Origin of the sequence: Klebsiella grimontii (assembly GCF_042137965.1) — a bacterium.
GTDB classification, from domain to species: domain Bacteria; phylum Pseudomonadota; class Gammaproteobacteria; order Enterobacterales; family Enterobacteriaceae; genus Klebsiella; species Klebsiella grimontii.
The window spans coordinates 5,473,772-5,491,150 of the sequence record NZ_CP169721.1 but is presented as its reverse complement, the minus strand read 5'-3'; the positions used below and the strand labels follow the sequence as shown (position 1 = coordinate 5,491,150).

15 protein-coding genes and 4 tRNA genes are annotated in these 17,379 nt (G+C 57.3%); 15 read left to right on the top strand and 4 right to left on the bottom strand.

The window, feature by feature from the left end; all coding sequences use genetic code 11:
• Positions 1-5: 5 nt before the first annotated feature.
• The 15 genes from wecB (at position 6) to ACE3MN_RS25670 (ending at position 12,736) form a co-directional block, all read left to right on the top strand.
• A complete protein-coding gene (gene wecB / locus ACE3MN_RS25740) occupies positions 6-1,136 on the top strand; it encodes a non-hydrolyzing UDP-N-acetylglucosamine 2-epimerase (RefSeq protein WP_024360631.1) in 1,131 nt (376 codons plus the stop codon).
• Positions 1,133-2,395, top strand: a complete 1,263-nt coding sequence (gene wecC, locus ACE3MN_RS25735; protein WP_102650364.1) for a UDP-N-acetyl-D-mannosamine dehydrogenase — start codon at positions 1,133-1,135, stop codon at positions 2,393-2,395. The genes wecB and wecC overlap by 4 nt, the downstream gene beginning before the upstream one ends.
• Complete coding sequence (gene rffG / locus ACE3MN_RS25730; protein WP_049086030.1) at positions 2,392-3,459, top strand: dTDP-glucose 4,6-dehydratase; 1,068 nt, start codon at positions 2,392-2,394, stop codon at positions 3,457-3,459. The genes wecC and rffG overlap by 4 nt, the downstream gene beginning before the upstream one ends.
• 18 nt (positions 3,460-3,477) lie before the next feature.
• Entirely contained in the window at positions 3,478-4,359 is an 882-nt protein-coding gene (gene rfbA / locus ACE3MN_RS25725; protein WP_004133281.1) for a glucose-1-phosphate thymidylyltransferase RfbA, read from the top strand.
• A complete protein-coding gene (gene rffC, locus ACE3MN_RS25720; RefSeq protein ID WP_375364218.1) occupies positions 4,337-5,011 on the top strand; it encodes a dTDP-4-amino-4,6-dideoxy-D-galactose acyltransferase in 675 nt (224 codons plus the stop codon). The genes rfbA and rffC overlap by 23 nt, the downstream gene beginning before the upstream one ends.
• A gap of 4 nt (positions 5,012-5,015) precedes the next feature.
• Positions 5,016-6,146 carry a dTDP-4-amino-4,6-dideoxygalactose transaminase gene (gene rffA, locus ACE3MN_RS25715; protein WP_024360629.1) on the top strand — a complete coding sequence of 377 codons (1,131 nt, stop codon included), beginning with the start codon at positions 5,016-5,018 and terminating at the stop codon, positions 6,144-6,146.
• A 1-nt stretch (position 6,147) separates the two neighbouring features.
• Entirely contained in the window at positions 6,148-7,398 is a 1,251-nt protein-coding gene (wzxE, locus tag ACE3MN_RS25710; RefSeq protein WP_102650365.1) for a lipid III flippase WzxE, read from the top strand.
• The gene (locus ACE3MN_RS25705; RefSeq protein WP_024360627.1) at positions 7,395-8,474 is read left to right on the top strand and encodes a TDP-N-acetylfucosamine:lipid II N-acetylfucosaminyltransferase; all 1,080 of its coding nucleotides are present in this window, start codon (positions 7,395-7,397) and stop codon (positions 8,472-8,474) included. The genes wzxE and ACE3MN_RS25705 overlap by 4 nt, the downstream gene beginning before the upstream one ends.
• Entirely contained in the window at positions 8,471-9,817 is a 1,347-nt protein-coding gene (gene wzyE / locus ACE3MN_RS25700; RefSeq protein WP_004133275.1) for an ECA oligosaccharide polymerase, read from the top strand. The genes ACE3MN_RS25705 and wzyE overlap by 4 nt, the downstream gene beginning before the upstream one ends.
• A gap of 11 nt (positions 9,818-9,828) precedes the next feature.
• Positions 9,829-10,569, top strand: coding sequence for a lipopolysaccharide N-acetylmannosaminouronosyltransferase (gene wecG / locus ACE3MN_RS25695; RefSeq protein ID WP_004133273.1), 741 nt, complete (start codon positions 9,829-9,831; stop codon positions 10,567-10,569).
• 240 nt (positions 10,570-10,809) lie between these two features.
• Positions 10,810-12,195 (top strand): bifunctional threonine/serine APC transporter ThrP, encoded by a 1,386-nt coding sequence (gene thrP / locus ACE3MN_RS25690; RefSeq protein ID WP_004133272.1) that lies wholly within the window; start codon positions 10,810-10,812, stop codon positions 12,193-12,195.
• A gap of 102 nt (positions 12,196-12,297) precedes the next feature.
• Positions 12,298-12,374: transfer RNA gene (locus ACE3MN_RS25685), tRNA-Arg, on the top strand.
• A gap of 55 nt (positions 12,375-12,429) precedes the next feature.
• A tRNA-His gene (locus ACE3MN_RS25680) sits at positions 12,430-12,505 on the top strand.
• Positions 12,506-12,527: 22 nt separating this feature from the next.
• Positions 12,528-12,614 (top strand) — tRNA-Leu (locus tag ACE3MN_RS25675).
• 45 nt (positions 12,615-12,659) lie between these two features.
• A tRNA-Pro gene (locus ACE3MN_RS25670) sits at positions 12,660-12,736 on the top strand.
• 459 nt (positions 12,737-13,195) lie between these two features.
• On the opposite strand, the gene hemY is transcribed toward ACE3MN_RS25670, so the two are convergent.
• From hemY to hemC, 4 genes are read right to left on the bottom strand one after another with little or no spacing between them, the layout of a single operon-like run.
• Positions 13,196-14,392: a protoheme IX biogenesis protein HemY gene (hemY, locus tag ACE3MN_RS25665; RefSeq protein WP_004133271.1), complete on the bottom strand. Its 1,197-nt coding sequence runs from the start codon at positions 14,390-14,392 to the stop codon at positions 13,196-13,198.
• A 3-nt stretch (positions 14,393-14,395) separates the two neighbouring features.
• Positions 14,396-15,565: a uroporphyrinogen-III C-methyltransferase gene (gene hemX, locus ACE3MN_RS25660; RefSeq protein ID WP_064342053.1), complete on the bottom strand. Its 1,170-nt coding sequence runs from the start codon at positions 15,563-15,565 to the stop codon at positions 14,396-14,398.
• Between the two features lie 21 nt (positions 15,566-15,586).
• The gene (hemD, locus tag ACE3MN_RS25655) at positions 15,587-16,327 is read right to left on the bottom strand and encodes a uroporphyrinogen-III synthase (protein ID WP_024360625.1); all 741 of its coding nucleotides are present in this window, start codon (positions 16,325-16,327) and stop codon (positions 15,587-15,589) included.
• Entirely contained in the window at positions 16,324-17,265 is a 942-nt protein-coding gene (hemC, locus tag ACE3MN_RS25650) for a hydroxymethylbilane synthase (RefSeq protein WP_024360624.1), read from the bottom strand. The genes hemD and hemC overlap by 4 nt, the downstream gene beginning before the upstream one ends.
• Between the last annotated feature and the right edge of the window lie 114 nt (positions 17,266-17,379).

Genomic DNA, 17,379 nt, shown 5'->3' with positions numbered 1-17,379 from the left:
TCGATGTGAAAGTACTAACGGTATTTGGCACGAGACCAGAAGCTATCAAAATGGCGCCTCTGGTTCATGCGCTGGCAAAGGATCCTCATTTTGAGGCGAAAGTTTGCGTGACCGCGCAGCATCGGGAGATGCTCGATCAGGTGTTGAAACTTTTTTCTATTGTTCCGGAATACGACCTTAACATTATGCAGCCGGGGCAGGGTTTGACGGAGATTACCTGTCGCATCCTTGAGGGCTTAAAGCCGGTGCTGGAGTCGTTTAAGCCGGACGTGGTGCTGGTGCATGGCGATACCACCACGACGATGGCGGCAAGCCTGGCCGCTTTTTATCAGCGCATTCCGGTAGGGCATGTGGAAGCCGGGCTGCGTACCGGCGATCTGAGCTCGCCATGGCCGGAAGAGGGGAACCGTACGTTGACCGGACATCTGGCAACGTACCACTTTGCGCCAACGGAAACCTCGCGGCAGAACCTGCTGCGGGAAAACATCGCCGACAATCGGATCGCGGTAACCGGCAATACGGTTATTGACGCGCTGTTCTGGGTGCGCGACCGGGTGTTGAGCGATGAAGCCCTGCGCAACGAACTGACTCAGCGCTATCCCTTCCTCGCCAACGGCAAAAAGATGATTCTGGTCACCGGGCACCGTCGGGAAAGCTTTGGCCGTGGTTTTGAGCAAATCTGCCATGCGCTGGCGGAGATCGCCGCCAACAATCCGGACGTACAAATTGTCTATCCGGTGCATCTGAACCCGAACGTCAGCGAGCCGGTTAAGCGTATTCTCGGCCACGTTGAGAACGTCATGCTTATTGAGCCACAGGATTATCTACCGTTCGTCTGGCTGATGAATCGCGCATGGTTGATCCTGACCGATTCAGGCGGTATCCAGGAAGAAGCGCCATCGCTCGGTAAGCCGGTGCTGGTGATGCGTGACATGACCGAGCGTCCGGAAGCGGTCAGCGCGGGAACCGTGTGCCTGGTGGGCACCGATAGCCAACGCATCGTCAATGAAGTCACGCGCTTGCTGCAAGATGAGTCCGCGTATCAGGCCATGAGCCGGGCGCATAACCCGTACGGCGATGGACAAGCGTGTCATCGTATTTTGTCTGCACTTAAAAATAATCAGGTAACGCTATGAATTTTTCTACCATTTCAGTGATTGGCCTTGGATATATTGGCCTGCCAACCGCTGCCGCGTTCGCCTCCCGGCAAAAGCGGGTGGTCGGCGTTGATATCAATCAACACGCCGTGGAGACCATTAACCGTGGAGAAATTCATATCGTGGAGCCGGATCTGGCGAGCGTCGTCAAAACGGCGGTTGAACAGGGCTACCTGAGCGCCACCACCGCGCCGGTAGCAGCCGACGCCTATCTTATTGCGGTGCCGACGCCGTTTAAAGATCTGCACGAACCGGATATGGTTTTCGTCGAATCGGCGGCGAAATCTATCGCCCCGACGCTGAAGAAAGGCTCGTTGGTTATCCTTGAGTCCACGTCGCCGGTGGGGGCAACCGAGCAGATGGCGGGCTGGCTGGCGGAAATGCGCCCCGATCTGAGTTTCCCGCAGCAGGCTGGCGAAGCGGCCGACGTCAATATCGCCTACTGTCCAGAGCGCGTTTTGCCGGGGCAGGTGATGGTTGAGCTGATTAAAAACGATCGCGTGATTGGCGGCATGTCGCCGGTTTGCTCGGCCCGCGCCAGCGAGCTGTATAAAATCTTCCTTGAAGGCGAATGCGTGGTGACCAACTCACGCACTGCCGAGATGTGCAAGCTGACTGAAAACAGCTTCCGTGACGTTAATATCGCTTTTGCCAATGAACTTTCGCTAATTTGCGCCGATCAGGGGATTAACGTCTGGGAACTGATTCGCCTGGCGAATCGTCATCCGCGGGTCAATATTCTTCAGCCGGGCCCGGGCGTTGGCGGCCACTGTATCGCGGTCGACCCGTGGTTTATCGTGGCGCAGAATCCGCAGCAGGCTCGGCTTATCCGGACCGCGCGTGAAGTTAACGATCACAAACCAGAATGGGTAATCGACCAGGTGAAAGCGCGAGTCGCCGACTGCCTCGCGGTGAGCAACAAACGCGCCAGCGAGCTAAAAATCGCCTGCTTTGGCCTCGCGTTTAAGCCGAATATTGATGACCTGCGCGAAAGCCCGGCAATGGCTATCGCCGCGCAAATCGCCCGCTTGCACGGCGGCGAAACCCTGGTCGTTGAGCCAAATATTCATCATCTGCCGAAAAAGCTCGACGGACTGTGCGCTCTGGCGACGCTCGACGAAGCGCTGGCGAGCGCCGATGTGCTGGTGATGCTGGTCGATCACAAAGAATTTAAAGCGGTCGGCGGGGATAGCGTTAGCCAGCAGTTTATCGTCGATACCAAAGGGGTGTGGCGGTGAGCACGATTCTGGTCACCGGTGGCGCGGGATTTATCGGTTCGGCGGTGGCGCGCGAAATCATCACTGCAACTACTGATAACGTAGTGGTGGTTGATAAGCTGACCTACGCCGGAAATCTGATGTCGCTGGCGCCTGTTGCCGGGGATCCGCGTTTCGCCTTTGAACAGGTGGATATCTGCGATCGTGCCGAACTGGACCGTGTCTTCCACCACTATCAGCCCGATATCGTGATGCATCTGGCCGCCGAAAGCCACGTCGACCGCTCTATTGATGGTCCGGCGTCGTTTATCGAAACCAACATTGTCGGTACCTATACGCTGCTTGAAGCGGCGCGTGCTTACTGGAATACGCTGGGGAACGAAAAAAAATCGGTCTTTCGCTTCCACCATATCTCAACGGATGAGGTCTATGGCGATCTGCACGATAGCGGCGCGTTTTTTACCGAAACCACGCCTTATGCGCCCAGCAGTCCCTATTCGGCCTCGAAAGCCAGCAGCGATCATCTGGTACGGGCCTGGCAGCGCACCTACGGACTGCCAACGTTGGTGACCAACTGCTCGAATAACTACGGGCCGTATCACTTCCCGGAAAAACTGATCCCGCTGACCATCCTGAATGCGCTGGCGGGTAAAGCGCTGCCGGTTTATGGCAATGGCGAGCAGATCCGCGACTGGCTGTTCGTTGAAGATCACGCCAGGGCGCTCTATCAGGTAGCAACGCGCGGTGAGCCGGGCGAAACTTATAATATTGGCGGCCATAATGAACGGAAGAATATCGAGGTGGTAGAAACCATTTGCGATCTGCTGGAAGAGCTGGCGCCGCACAAGCCGAATGGCCTGGCGCGCTATCGCGATCTCATCACTTTTGTTGCCGACCGTCCCGGCCACGACCTACGCTACGCCATTGACGCGACGAAAATAGAGCGGGAGCTGGGCTGGACGCCGAATGAAACGTTTACCAGCGGGATGCGCAAAACGGTTGCGTGGTATCTGGCCAATGAATCCTGGTGGCGGCAGGTGCTGGACGGCAGCTATCAGGGTGAACGCCTGGGGCTGCATGGCTGAGCGCTTGAGGGGGGAAAAATGAAAGGTATTATTCTGGCAGGCGGATCGGGGACACGTCTGCATCCGATCACGCGCGGCGTCTCAAAACAGCTGCTACCTATCTACGACAAGCCGATGATCTACTATCCGCTCTCGGTGCTGATGCTGGCCGGGATCCGCGAAGTGTTGATCATTACCACTCCGGATGACCAGCGTGATTTCCAACGACTGCTTGGTGATGGTTCGGAGTTCGGCGTGCAGCTAAGCTACGCCGCACAGCCAAGCCCGGACGGGCTGGCGCAGGCTTTTATCATTGGAGAGGCTTTTCTCAACGGTGAACCATCATGTCTGGTGCTGGGCGATAACATCTTTTTCGGCCAGGGGTTTAGTCCGAAGCTGCGTAGCGTCGCGGCCCGCATGACCGGGGCGACGGTGTTCGGCTATCAGGTGATGGACCCGGAACGCTTTGGCGTGGTGGAGTTTGATGACGATTTCCGCGCGATTTCGCTGGAGGAGAAGCCAAAGCAGCCCAAATCCAACTGGGCGGTAACCGGCCTCTATTTCTACGACGGTAAAGTCGCGGAATACGCGAAACGGGTTAAACCCTCGGCGCGCGGCGAGTTGGAGATCACCTCCATCAATCAAATGTATCTCGACGATGGCGCGCTGACGGTTGAGTTGCTGGGCCGCGGTTTTGCCTGGCTCGACACCGGTACGCACGATAGCCTGATCGAGGCCAGCATGTTTGTGCAAACGGTGGAAAAACGTCAGGGTTTCAAGATTGCCTGCCTGGAAGAGATCGCCTGGCGCAACGGCTGGCTGGACGACGACGGCGTAAAGCGCGCGGCGAAACGGCTGGAAAAAACTGGCTACGGCCAATACTTACTGGATTTACTCCGTGCCCGTCCGCGCCAGTATTAAAACCCTTGAATGGGAAAACCGCTTCTTCGGCGTCAATAGCGCTATCGTACGCTTTGGCGACGATGCGCCGCCGCTGACGGCGCAAGCGCTGGCCGGATGGTCGCGGGTGCAGGCGAAAGTCGCGGCGGATGATGTCGCGCGTCTGGACGCACTGCAGGCATTGGGCTTCCGGCTGGTGGAGGGCGAGGTCGATCTCGCGCTTTCGCCTGCGGCTTCTGATGATAGCGGCGCCGAGCCGGCGACCGCGGTGGATATCCCCCGGCTGCGCGAGCTGGCGGCGCTGGCCTTTGCGCAGAGCCGTTTTCGTGCCCCCTGGTACGCAGCCGATGCCAGCGGTCGTTTCTATGCCCAGTGGATTGAAAATGCGGTGCGCGGGACTTTCGATCATCAGTGTCTGGTGTTTCGCGCCCCTGATGGTGATATTCGCGCGTTTGTCTCCCTGCGCCAACTCAGCGAGCGCGAGGCGAGGATTGGCCTGCTGGCCGGACGCGGCGCCGGAGTGGAATTAATGCAGGCAGCCCAGCGCTGGGCCGCGCTGCGTGGGCTGACGACACTGCGGGTGGCGACCCAGATGGGCAACACCGCCGCGCTTAAACGTTACATTCTTAGCGGTGCGAATATCGAAAGCACCGCGTACTGGTTATACAGGTGACATGATGATTCCATTTAACGCGCCGCCGGTGGTGGGAACCGAACTTGATTATATGCAGTCCGCGATGGGCAGCGGCAAGCTGTGCGGCGATGGCGGTTTTACCCGCCGCTGTCAGCAGTGGATGGAGCAGCGTTTCGGCACCGCCAAAGCGCTGCTGACGCCGTCCTGCACCGCTTCGCTGGAGATGGCAGCGCTGCTGCTGGACATCCAGCCGGGCGATGAAGTGATTATGCCGAGCTATACCTTCGTCTCCACCGCCAACGCCTTTGTGCTGCGCGGCGCGAAAATCGTCTTCGTTGATATTCGTCGCGATACCATGAATATTGATGAAACGCTGATTGAAGCGGCCATTACCGAGAAAACCCGCGCGATTGTGCCGGTCCACTACGCCGGCGTGGCCTGCGAGATGGACACCATTATGGCTATCGCCAGCAAGCATAATCTGTTTGTGGTGGAGGATGCCGCTCAGGGCGTGATGTCGACTTATAAAGGTCGGGCGCTCGGCACTATCGGCCATATTGGCTGCTTCAGCTTCCATGAAACCAAAAACTACACCGCGGGCGGTGAAGGCGGCGCGACGCTGATTAACGATCGCAAGCTGATCGAGCGCGCAGAGATCATTCGTGAAAAAGGCACCAACCGCAGCCAGTTTTTCCGTGGTCTGGTGGATAAATATACCTGGCGCGATATCGGCTCCAGCTATCTGATGTCCGATTTACAGGCCGCCTACCTGTGGGCGCAACTGGAAGCGGCGGAGCGGATTAACCAGCAGCGCCTGGCGCTGTGGCAGAACTACTACGATGCCCTGCTGCCGCTGGCGCGGGCTGGACGTATCGATCTGCCGATCGTTCCTGCCGACTGCGGGCAAAATGCGCACATGTTCTATATCAAGCTGCGCGATATTGACGATCGCAGCAAGCTGATCGCCTGGCTGAAAGAGGCGGAGATTCTGGCGGTGTTCCACTATATCCCGCTGCACAGCTGCCCGGCCGGAGAAACCTTCGGCGAGTTCCACGGGACGGATCGCTACACCACTCAGGAGAGCGAACGCCTGCTGCGTCTGCCGTTATTCTACAACCTGTCGAACGTCAACCAGCGCACGGTAATTAACTCGCTGCTGAGCTATTTCTCCTGATATGTCGTTGGCAAAAGCGTCTCTGTGGACCGCGGCGTCCACGCTGGTCAAAATCGGCGCCGGTCTGCTGGTGGTTAAGCTGCTGGCCGTGTCGTTCGGCCCGGCAGGGGTGGGGCAGGCGGGTAACTTCCGCCAGCTGGTGACCGTACTTGGCGTACTGGCGGGGGCCGGGATATTTAACGGCGTCACTAAGCTGGTAGCCCAGCATCATAACGATCGCCGGCAGTTGTACAACGTCGTTGGCACCGCTTCGGCGATGGTACTGGGTTTCTCCACCCTGCTGGCGCTGATCTTCCTGCTGGCGGCCGCGCCAATTAGCCAGGGGCTGTTCGGCCATCAGCAATATCAGAACCTGGTGCGGCTGGTGGCCCTGGTGCAGATGGGGATCGCCTGGGCGAATTTCCTGTTAGCGCTGATGAAAGGTTTTCGCGATGCGGCGGGCAATGCGCTGTCGCTTATCGCCGGGAGCCTGATTGGCGTGGCGGCGTACTATGCCTGCTACCGTTTCGGCGGCTACCAGGGCGCATTGCTGGGACTGGCGCTGGTACCCGCGCTGGTGGTGGTGCCAGCGGCCTTCGTACTGTGGCGACGCGGTAATATTCCGCTGAGCGCGCTGCGCCCGCGTTGGGACAACGGCCTGGCGGGGCAGCTGTCCAAATTTACCCTGATGGCGCTGATTACCTCGGTGACGCTGCCGGTCGCCTACGTGATGATGCGTAACCTGCTGGCGGCCCATTATGGCTGGGACGCGGTGGGGATCTGGCAAGGGGTGAGCAGCATTTCCGACGCCTATCTGCAGTTTATTACCGCCTCATTTAGCGTTTATCTGTTACCGACATTGTCCCGGCTAACGGCGAAAGCGGATATCACCCGCGAAATTGGCAAAGCGTTAAAATTTGTTCTCCCGGCGGTGGCGGCAGCAAGCTTAACGGTGTGGCTGCTGCGCGATTTCGCTATCTGGCTACTTTTTTCCGATCGTTTCACGGCGATGCGCGACCTGTTTGCCTGGCAACTGGTGGGCGATGTACTGAAGGTGGGGGCGTACGTCTATGGCTATCTGGTGATCGCCAAAGCCTCGCTGCGTTTTTATATTTTGACGGAAATCAGCCAGTTCGCGCTGTTGACCGCATTCTCGCACTGGCTTATCCCGGTGCATGGCGCAATCGGCGCGGCGCAGGCGTATATGGCTACTTATATTGTTTATTTCGCTCTCTGTAGCGGCGTGTTTTTACTTTGGCGTAAACGGGCATGACAGCACTGATACATGTACTGGGATCGGATATCCCGCACCACAACCAGACCGTGCTGCGGTTCTTTAATGATGAGCTGGCCGTCGATGACGAGCAGGCGCGTATATTTATGGTCGTCGGTGAGGAGACAGGGATCCGCGCAGCCTATCCCGCGCTCTCCATCAGCTGTTATCCGGGGAAAAAGTCGCTGGCGCAGGCGGTTATCGCGCTGGCAAAAGCGAACCGGCAGCAGCGCTTTTTCTTTCACGGCCAGTTCAATACCGGCCTGTGGCTGGCGCTGCTCAGCGGCGGGATCCGCCCGGCGCAGTTTAACTGGCATATCTGGGGAGCGGACCTGTATGAGAACTCCGCCAGCCTGAAGTTTCGTCTGTTTTATCCCCTGCGGCGCATGGCGCAGGGCCGGGTAGGGCGCGTGTTTGCTACCCGCGGCGATCTGAGCTGGTTCGCCGCCCGCCATTCGGGCGTGCCGGGTGAGCTGCTCTACTTCCCGACCCGCATGGATCCGGCGCTGAATTCGCTCGCCGATAGCGCCCCGCGCGGCGACACGCTGACTATCCTGGTGGGTAATTCCGGCGACCGCAGCAACGAGCATATCGCGGCGCTGCGCGCGATTCGCCAGCAGTTTGGCGATACGGTTAACGTTGTCGTGCCGATGGGCTATCCGGCCAATAATAGCGACTACATTAACGAAGTTCGCGAGGCCGGCGCGGCTCTGTTCAGCCCACAGCATCTCCAGGTATTGAGCGACAAGCTGGCGTTTGATGATTATCTTGCGCTGCTGCGCCGCTGCGATCTGGGCTACTTCCTGTTTGCCCGCCAGCAGGGTATCGGCACGCTATGCCTGCTGATTCAGGCGGGGATCCCTTGCGTGCTGAATCGGGATAATCCCTTCTGGCAGGATATGTCGGAGCAGCATATTCCGGTACTCTTTACCCGCGATGCGCTGGACGTGAGCGTTGTGCGTGAAGCACAGCGCCAGCTGGCCGGCGTGGATAAAAATCAGATCGCCTTCTTCCGTCCGAATTATCTGACGGGCTGGCGACGAGCGTTGCGGATTGCCGCGGGGGTGGACGCATGACATTAATGCAATTTAGCGGGCTGCTGCTGGTCTGGCTGCTGTCGACGCTTTTTATCGCCACCGCCACGTACTTTGAATTTCGTCGCGTGCGCTTCAACTTCAACGTTTTTTTCTCGCTGCTGTTTCTGCTGACCTTTTTCTTTGGCTTCCCGCTGACCAGTATTCTGGTGTTTCGCTTTGACGTCGCGGTCGCCCCGCCGGAAATTCTGCTGCAAACCCTGTTGGTTTCCGTCTGTTTTTATGCGGTTTACTATGCCACCTACAAAACGCGGCTACGCTCGGCGACGCGCGGCCATTCGCATCGTCCGCTGTTTACGATGAATCGCGTGGAGACCCATCTGACCTGGGGCATTTTACTGGGGCTGGCGCTGCTCTGCGTCGGCATCTTCTTTGCGCACAACGGATTTCTGCTATTCAAGCTCAACTCCTATAGCCAGATCTTCTCCAGCGAAGTTTCCGGCGTGGCGCTAAAGCGCTTCTTCTACTTTTTCATCCCGGCAATGCTGGTGGTCTATTTTCTGCGTCAGGATTATAAAGCGTGGATATTCTTCCTCGTTAGCACCGTCGCCTTTGGCCTGCTGACCTACGCCATCGTTGGCGGCACCCGGGCGAATATTATCATCGCTTTTGCCATTTTCCTGTTTATCGGCATCATTCGCGGCTGGATCAGCCTGTGGATGCTGGCGGCGGCGGGCGTGCTGGGCATCGTCGGTATGTTCTGGCTGGCCCTCAAACGCTACGGTATGAACGTCAGCGGCGATGAGGCGTTTTATACTTTCCTCTATCTGACCCGCGACACCTTCTCGCCGTGGGAGAACCTGGCCCTGCTGCTGCAAAACTACGACAAGATTGAGTTTCAGGGACTGGCGCCCATCGTCCGGGATTTCTATGTCTTTATCCCCAGCTGGTTGTGGCACGGTCGACCGACAATGGTGCTCAATACCGCGAACTATTTCACCTGGGACGTGCTGAATAACCATTCTGGCCTGGCGATTTCGCCGACCCTGATTGGCTCGCTGGTGGTGATGGGAGGCGTCTGGTTCGTGCCGCTGGGAGCGGTAGCGGTTGGGCTGATCATTAAATGGTTTGACTGGCTGTACGAGCTTGGCAACCGGGAGACGAACCGCTATAAAGCGGCGATCCTGCACAGTTTCTGTTTTGGCGCTATCTTCAACATGATCGTGCTGGCGCGTGAAGGGCTGGATTCATTTGGTTCCCGCGTGGTTTTTTTCCTCGTCATCTTTGGGATCTGCCTGCTGGCGGCAAAACTGCTGTACTGGTTCCTGGATAGCGTGGGGCTGATTCACAAGCGGGCTAAACCGCTGACGCAACCTCAAGTCTGATAAGGGTGTACATGACTGAGACCACATCCGCGCCGTTGTATCTGCTGAGAGGGCTACAACTCATTGGTTGGCGCGATATGCAACACGCTCTGGATTATCTGTACGCCGACGGCGAGATCCGTACGGGGACGCTGGTGGCGATTAATGCAGAGAAGATGCTGGCGGTAGAAGACAGCCCCGACGTTCGGGCGCTGATCGAAGCCGCAGAATTCAAATACGCTGACGGCATCAGCGTAGTTCGCTCATTACGTAAAAAATATCCTCAGTCGCAAGTGTCGCGCGTCGCCGGCGCGGATTTATGGGAAGCCCTGATGGCGCGCGCAGGCGCTCAGGGAACGCCGGTATTTCTGATCGGCGGCAAGCCCGAGGTACTGGCGCAAACGGAGCAGCAGCTTCGCCAGCGCTGGAATGTGAATATCGTTGGAAGCCAGGACGGCTATTTTGCCGCTGACCAGCGTCAGGCGCTATTTGAGCGTATCCGCGATAGCGGGGCGAAGATCGTCACGGTGGCGATGGGCTCGCCGCGTCAGGAAATCCTGATGCGCGACTGTCGGGACGTTTATCCGCAGGCGCTGTATATGGGCGTGGGCGGTACCTACGACGTCTTTACCGGCCACGTGCAGCGGGCGCCGAAGTTCTGGCAGGACCTGGGTCTGGAGTGGTTCTATCGACTGGTTTCGCAGCCGAGCCGCATAAAAAGGCAGGCGCGCCTGCTGCGCTATTTACGCTGGTATTACACCGGTAAGCTGTGACATTCCACTGCAAGCGGGCGGGTTTACCTGGGTATTCTGTGTAATGTCTTCACTCGCCTGATACTTTATTTGCCATTTCCCTCAAATTCATTAACCATTCGCATGCTTAAAACGCGACGGTCAGTTTACCGTCGCGCAGGCAGGGCTATTCCATTTTATTCATTCATAAAAATAACCGGTATAGACACATCCTGGTTGGGATGCGCTTAAACCCGGAGCAGGGCAAACACAAGAGGTTATATGACTGAGAAAAAAGCGGAACTTCAGCGGGGACTGGAGGCGCGACACATTGAGCTAATCGCCCTTGGCGGCACGATTGGCGTGGGGTTATTTATGGGCGCGGCAAGTACGCTCAAGTGGGCCGGACCTTCGGTTCTGCTGGCGTATATTATCGCCGGGCTCTTTGTCTTCTTTATCATGCGTTCGATGGGCGAAATGCTGTTCCTTGAACCGGTAACCGGCTCGTTCGCCGTTTATGCCCACCGCTATATGAGCCCGTTTTTCGGCTATCTCACCGCATGGTCCTACTGGTTTATGTGGATGGCGGTCGGGATATCGGAGATTACGGCGATCGGGGTCTATGTCCAGTTCTGGTTCCCGGAGATGGCGCAGTGGATACCGGCGCTTATCGCGGTTGGGCTGGTAGCGCTGGCGAATCTGGCGGCGGTACGTCTGTACGGCGAAATTGAATTCTGGTTCGCCATGATTAAGGTCACCACCATTATTGTGATGATCGTGGTGGGGCTGGGCGTTATTTTCTTTGGCTTTGGCAACGGCGGACACGCTATTGGCTTTGGCAATCTGACCGAGCACGGTGGCTTCTTCGCCGGCGGCTGGAAGGGTTTCCTGACGGCGCTGTGTATCGTGGTCGCTTCCTACCAGGGCGTCGAGCTTATCGGCATTACGGCCGGTGAAGCGAAGAACCCGCAGGTCACGCTGCGCAGCGCGGTAGGCAAAGTGCTGTGGCGAATCCTGATTTTCTACGTGGGGGCGATTTTCGTGATCGTCACTATTTTCCCGTGGGATCAGATTGGCTCCAACGGCAGTCCGTTCGTGCTGACCTTTGCCAAAATCGGCATCACCGCGGCGGCAGGTATTATTAACTTTGTAGTACTCACGGCGGCGCTGTCCGGCTGTAACAGCGGAATGTACAGCTGCGGACGCATGCTCTACGCGCTGGCAAGGAATCGTCAGCTGCCTGCGGCCATCGCCAAAGTCTCGCGCAACGGCGTACCCTCGGCGGGCGTGGCGCTATCGATCCTGATTCTGCTGGTCGGTTCGTGCCTGAACTACATTATCCCTAATCCACAGCGGGTTTTCGTCTACGTCTACAGCGCCAGCGTGCTGCCGGGCATGGTACCGTGGTTTGTGATTCTGATTAGCCAGCTGCGTTTTCGTCTCGTGCATAAAGAAGCCATGGCCAGCCATCCGTTTCGCTCGCTGCTGTTCCCGTGGGCAAACTATTTGACCATGGCGTTCCTGGTTTGCGTGCTAATAGGGATGGGATTTAACGACGATACGCGTATGTCGCTCTTTGTCGGAATAATTTTCCTTGCCGCCGTGACGCTTATTTATAAGGTATTTGGCCTTGGTCGACGCGGAAATGTTGATAATGTGGCGCAATAAGCAACAAAACGCACAAAGCATGAGCAAACGATAATTTTCTTTAAAAAGGCACTAGACAGCGGGGTAGGAAGTCCGTATTATCCGACCCCGCAACGGCGCTAAGCGCCCGTAGCTCAGCTGGATAGAGCGCTGCCCTCCGGAGGCAGAGGTCTCAGGTTCGAATCCTGTCGGGCGCACCATTTACCCGGTGCTGGAGCTGCGGTGGTTTCAATACCGCGTAAAAGATTTGCAGTGGTGGCTATAGCTCAGTTGGTAGAGCCCTGGATTGTGATTCCAGTTGTCGTGGGTTCGAATCCCATTAGCCACCCCATTATTTAGAAAGTTGTGATATTGCGAAGGTGGCGGAATTGGTAGACGCGCTAGCTTCAGGTGTTAGTGTTCTTACGGACGTGGGGGTTCAAGTCCCCCCCCTCGCACCACGACTTTATAAAGAATTGAACTAAAAATTCAAAAAAGCAGTACATCGGCGAGTAGCGCAGCTTGGTAGCGCAACTGGTTTGGGACCAGTGGGTCGGAGGTTCGAATCCTCTCTCGCCGACCAATTTTGAACCCCGCTTCGGCGGGGTTTTTTGTTTTCTGATTTTGCAAAAAAACTCTCTTATCTTCCTGATATTGCAAATAATATTCCGCTAATCACAATGCTATTTATTCTCCAGAATAGTCCCAATTCCCTGTTCGGGTAGATGCATTTTCTACCGATCCTGTGCGATAATAACCGGGTAGATGCTCATTCCATCTCTTATGTTCGCCTTAGCGCCTCATAAACTCAGGAATGATGCAGAGCCGTTTTACGGTGCTTATCGTCCACTGACAGATGTCGCGCAAGCCTCATCAAACACCATGGACACTACGTTGAGTGAAGCACCCAATTTGTTGTCAAACAGACCTGTTTTAACGCCTGCTCTGGTTTCAGAGCAGGCGTTTTTTTCTTTTCAGGGATCGGAAAGCGTTCAGGCGGGAAGAGAAGAGATTCTCGCCCCCGGCGGAGGCGAGAATCGCATTATTGCTGCGGGTTGTTTTGCAGGGTTAACAGCAGGCCGTCGCGACGCATCGTCGCCGCTTCTTCCGGCTGATGCAGGCGGTCGAGGGTATCGGCCAGCCACGCGTAGTCAAACGCATCCGGGCGCTGCTTGAGCGCAGCGCGGAACGCAATGCTGGCTTCCTGCCACTCGCCGTGGCGCATGAGCGATTGTCCCAGCGTACTCCACAGCAGCGGGCGGTCGCCGACCGTTTTAATCTGCTGACGCAGCACTTTTTCCAGCTGTTCCGGATTATTGGTTTTCAGCCGCGGGATCGGCATGACCAGACGGTCGTCGTAGTGCTTTTTCAGACCATCGATAATAATCTGCTGCGCGGTATCATGGTCGTCGCTTTCGATAAGGCGATTCGCCATTGCCACCTGTAGCGCCACCTGGCTGCGGGTTTTACGGTTCTGGTTTTTCCACCAGCCGCGCAAACCTTCGCTGCCGCCGTCGGCCAGCGTTTTATCCATCAGACCAATCCACGCCAGCTGTTCCAGTTCGGCGCGGTGCTCTTCATCGCTGACGTCGGCTTTCGCCATTGACGGAATGATATCCAGCAGCGAATTCCAGGCTCCGGTACGAATGTAGGCCTGCTCGGCGAGGCGCAGGACCTCCGGATGACGCGGCGTGATCTCCAGCAGCTTGTCGATACCGTGGCGGGCGGCGTGGTTTTCATTACGCGCCAGCTGCAGACGTACGCGGGTGATTTCGACAGGAATCAGGTCGTCGCCGGCGAGCTCGGTGGCGCGCTCCAGATGCTGGTTGGCGCGAGCTTCATCCCCTCGCTGCTGAGCGGCTTCTGCCGCCAGCAGGTAGTTCACAACCGGCTGCTCAGCGTGATCGGCATTTTTCGCCATCAGCTTCTCAACCTGCTGATAATCGCCTTCCGCCAGCTTCAGCAGCGCCTGCTCGGTTTGCTTACGGGCGCGACGACGTTTGCGGCCCACGAACCAGCCGCGGGTATGCGCGCCGGTGCGGAAAATACGCCGTAGCAGCCACTCAATGGCAAACAGCACCACCATGGTGAGGATCATGATGATCGCTAGCCCGGTGACGCTGGTTTCAATGTTGTAGTTATCGGTCTGGATCAAGACGTAGCCCTGATGACCGGCGATCATCGGGCCAACAACGATCCCGGCAAGCAGCAGCGCGAAGAGTAAGAGAATTTTCAACATGCGTTACTCTCCTTGTGGCGCAGGGACAGAGGCTGGAGCCGGTGCGCTGGGTTGGGTTTCAGCCGGCTGCGCCATCAGATTACGAACGCGCGTCTGCATGAGCTTCTCGAGCAGCGCCTGGCTCTGCAGGCTCTCTGGTACGTTCATGGTGATGCTTTGCTGGCTGAGCTTATCCACATCCTCAAGGAAGGCTTTAGTGGTCGCGTCTTCAGTATCGTAGTAGGCGCGAACCCAGGTTGAGACGTTATCCAGCGCCTGTTTGTAGGTTTCTTCCTGATGACGTGGAACGGCCTGCGCCGCGACCAGCAGACGCGAGCGAATGTTTTCGCGCAGGTAGACGTCCTGGTTTGGCGCCAGCAGCGGCACGGCGGTCTCATCTCGGCGGCGAACGGTAATAAAGCTGTCCATAAAGTTCTGCCAGCTTTTTTGCAGGTTTACCCGCCACTCGCTAATGGAGCTGGACAGCTCATCGCTATCGGAATCCATCGGGGTGTCATCGTCATTATTGTCCGCCAGACGTAAATTATCGATCTGGTTGGCGAGCTGGTTAACCTTCAGAATGATGCCGTCATAGTCCACCTGACTTACGGCGGAGAGCGAGGCGATATCGTCGGTGATGGCGCGACGGGCGCTAATCAGACTTGGATCGTTCATGTCGGCCAGGCTGGCATCGGCGCTTTTCAGCAGCGCGGCGGCGGTCGTCACGTCCTGATCGCTCCACAGCTTACGTCCGGCCAGCTTCACGAGGAAATCAGCTTGCGCGAGCAGCCAGGTTTTTGCGTCGCTGCCGGAAATGACCGCGACCTTCTCCTGCACTTCTTCCAGCTTCTTCGCCAGAGCATCCTGCTGACGCTGCGCTTGCGTCAGCTGGTCGGCCTGCTGCTTAATGATGCCTTCAAGCTCGCTTTTTTGGTTTTCCTGCGCTTTTTGCAGCGCGGCGATCTGGCTGGATAGCCCGGCGCTGGCTTCGCTCTGGCGGGTCGCCTGGGTCTTCGTCAAGCCATAAAGACCTATGCCAGCGGCGAGGGCGATAGCGATAGCTATGGCGCTCAGAGCGAGGCTGGTTTTACTGCCGCCGTTTTTCTTTTCTACGTTATTTTCTGGCTGTGGCGTCGTGTCCACGGCCTCCCTGGTCTCTTCAACCACGGCGGATTGATTCTGTTGTTCCGTCATTATGGCTTCCAATGTTGAGAGTTATTGTAATGCGCGTAGCAGCGCATCGTTGTCGGCGCTATCGGCAACCTGGATATCCTGCCAGCCCAATTCCCTGGCCTGTTCGGCCAGACGTTCACTGACAACTAAAATGCGACAGCTCAGGAGCCAACGCTCGCGATACCACTGTGGTATTAGCATCCAGAGCTGCTGCAGCATCTCGCCGCTGGTAATAACCAGCGTCGAAACCCCGCGAGACTGCCAGCGCATTGCTTCTTCTGCGCCATCATAGTGCCTCGCACTACGTTGATAACATTCACAAAAAGTGACATCGGCACCGCGTTCGCGAAGCGTGTCGCCGAGTAATTCTCGTCCGCCGTTGCCGCGCAGGATGAGCGCTTTTTTCCCCGCAATGTTTTGTAATTCAGGTAATTGTAGCAAGACTTCGCTGATTTCCCGATCTAACGGGTAGCGAACTTGTCGATTGCTGACTTTATGCAGTGCCAGCGCGGTGGTGCGGCCAATGGCAAAATAGTCGGGCGCAGCGGGCCAGCGCAGCCCCTGCTGCTGGAGGCGAGAGTGGGAAAACTCAACGGCGTGCTGGGATAGCGCGAAGAGTAAATCGCCCGCCGCCAGGCTTGCCAACTGGCTGCCCAGCTCAGGGAGCTGTCGGCCTGGGGTAAACTCGATGAGCGGAAAGCTCCAGGCCACGCGTCCCAGCGCGCGCAGGCGGCTGACTAACTCTTCGCCTTGCGGCAGCGGACGGGTAACCAGAATGCTCATCGTGGCGCTTCTCCTGCGTAAACGACGGCGAGAATGTCGCGCGCGCCGTTATCCAGGAGTTCTTCGGCAAGGGAGACGCCCAGCGTTTCGGCATCTTCCGGACGACCGCGCCGCTCGCCGCGTACCGTGTGCGAGCCATCCGGCGCGCCAACCAGCGCGCGCAGCCATAGTTCACCGTCGATCAGTTCGGCATAGCTGCCGATAGGCACCTGGCAACCGCCTTCAAGCCGGGTGTTCATCGCCCGTTCAGCGCGTACGCGTATGGCCGTTTCCGTATGGTTCAGCGGGGCCAGCAGCGCTTTGGTCCATTCGTCGTCAAGGCGACACTCGATGCCGACAGCGCCCTGGCCGACGGCGGGCAGAGATTGCTCCGGTGACAGCGGTTGACGAATACGCACTGCCAGATTCAGACGTTTAAGCCCTGCGGCGGCAAGAATGATCGCGTCGTACTCGCCGCTATCGAGCTTGCTTAAACGGGTGCCAACGTTGCCTCGCAGGGAGCGGATGGTGAGATCCGGCCGCGCTGCGGCCAGCTGACACTGGCGGCGTAAACTTGATGTGCCTACGACGCTGCCGTGCGGCAGTTCATCAATGGAAGCGTAGTGATTCGAGACAAACGCATCGCGCGGATCTTCCCGTTCACAAATGGTCACCAGCCCCAGTCCTGCGGGAAATTCCACCGGCACGTCTTTCATGGAATGGACGGCAATATCGGCGCGGCCTTCCAGCATCGCCAGCTCTAACTCTTTCACAAAGAGCCCCTTGCCGCCCACTTTTGCAAGGGGCGTATCAAGGATCACGTCGCCGCGGGTGACCATCGGCACCAGTTCAACAGAAAGCCCCGGATGACAGGCTTCCAGACGCTCTTTCACATAATGTGCCTGCCATAGCGCAAGCGGGCTTTGCCGTGTGGCAATTCTCAAAACTTTGTCTAACATGCTTGTTACCGTCATAGTCGACCACTAACCATCCTAACATTGTTGTCTTAGGGATGTTAGTTTTGTGGGGGTAAGGGTCGCGGCCATCATTTTAGCCTTTCATGCGTTTGCGGG